Annotated in this window: 1 pseudogene; it reads left to right on the top strand. The window is 55.7% G+C overall.

From position 1 onward, the window contains the following. Positions 1-1,041, top strand: a pseudogene (locus B3849_RS08305) (vitamin B12-dependent ribonucleotide reductase); the annotation flags it as partial. Between the last annotated feature and the right edge of the window lie 623 nt (positions 1,042-1,664).

Below are 1,664 nucleotides of genomic sequence, written 5' to 3'. Positions count from 1 at the left end.
AAGACGATCAACATGCCGAATGACGCCACCATCGAGGATTGCCAGAACGCATACGAGCTGTCGTGGTCGCTTGGCGTCAAAGCCAACGCGTTGTACCGCGACGGATCGAAACTGTCGCAGCCTCTGGCTTCTGCGCTGGTCGAGGATGATGACGAGGCCGCCGAAACGCTGGAAAGCGGCACCACTCACGAGAAAGCCACCGTGCTGGCTGAAAAGATCGTCGAGAAGGTCATCGTCAAAGAGATCATCAAATCGCACCGTGAAAAGATGCCTCAGCGCCGCAAGGGGTATACCCAAAAGGCCAATGTGGGCGGGCACAAGGTCTATTTGCGCACCGGTGAATACGAAGACGGCTCCTTGGGCGAGATCTTTATCGACATGCACAAGGAAGGCGCGGGCTTCCGTGCGATGATGAACAACTTTGCCATCGCCGTGTCCGTGGGTCTGCAATACGGCGTCCCGTTGGAGGAATTCGTCGACGCCTTCACCTTCACCAAGTTCGAACCCGCTGGCATGGTGCAGGGCAACGACAGCATCAAGAACGCGACCTCGATCCTTGACTATGTGTTCCGCGAGCTCGCCGTGTCCTATCTGGACCGTACCGATCTGGCGCATGTGCAACCCGAAGGGGCCAGCTTTGACAGCCTCGGCCGCGGCGATCAGGAAAGCGTTGCCAATGTGGCGGAGATCTCCGAAACCGCCGCCAACCGCTCGCTCGAGGTGCTCAAGCAGATCAGCTCCACCGGGTATCTGCGCAACCGTCTGCCGCAGGATCTGGTGCTGCTGCAAGGCGGGCAGGGGCAGGGCGACACGCAGACGCTTGACCGTGTGATGCCGCAGGCAGGCCAAGCCTCGGTCGCGGCAAGCATGGGGTCGACCACAGCGGTGTCCAGTGGCGCGGTCAGCATGGACGCCCGTACCAAGGCAAAGATGCAGGGCTACGAGGGCGAAGCCTGCGGAGAATGCGGCAACTACACGCTGGTCCGCAACGGCACCTGCATGAAGTGCAACACCTGCGGCGGAACGTCGGGCTGCAGCTAAGACAAACGCCCCGGCCTTGTGAAAAGCCAAGCATATGAAGCCCATTTCGAGTGTTTCGGCGGCCATTTACAGGGTGATTAACGCCCAGTTCGCGCAAGTTGTTGATTTTATTGACGCGGGCTGGGGCAGATCTTTTTTGAAGTTTGATGGTCTAGTTCGGCAATAACGGAGGAGAAACGAGGCAACTATCGGACGTGAGCTACCAAAAGGCATGACGTTACATCTCATTACGGTGTCAAATTGCTAGCAGTTTCGGAATGAGAAAGGAGATAGTTTCTTTTCTCATTCCATCGAACAGGGGGCCGGTGCGCTAGCCCCTAACGATGGCCAAGCCGCAGGCATAAAACAAACGAGCGGTGAACGATGAGCTTGGCTATGCGAAACTTAGGGTGCCCTCTGGGCATCCTTTTTTCGGTGCATGTTTAAAAAGAGTTAGTTATATTCGCACACTGAGCTCTTTTCTTGATAAATCTTTGGTCGGTATCTGCGCGAGGTGAAGGGATTTTAGTTTAGTTCATTAGCTATAGAACGTGTCTTAGTGATTGGGCTGCCTTTGGGCATTGATGGTCTTAAAACGATCATGGCCCTCTCCGGACATTCGGGGACTATCCTGAATTTTGTGC

This window comes from Sulfitobacter sp. UBA4523, assembly GCF_002388305.1.
Classification (GTDB): Bacteria; Pseudomonadota; Alphaproteobacteria; order Rhodobacterales; family Rhodobacteraceae; genus Sulfitobacter; species Sulfitobacter pontiacus.
Note: the sequence above shows the minus strand (reverse complement) of the source record. Positions and strands in the feature narration are given on the sequence as shown.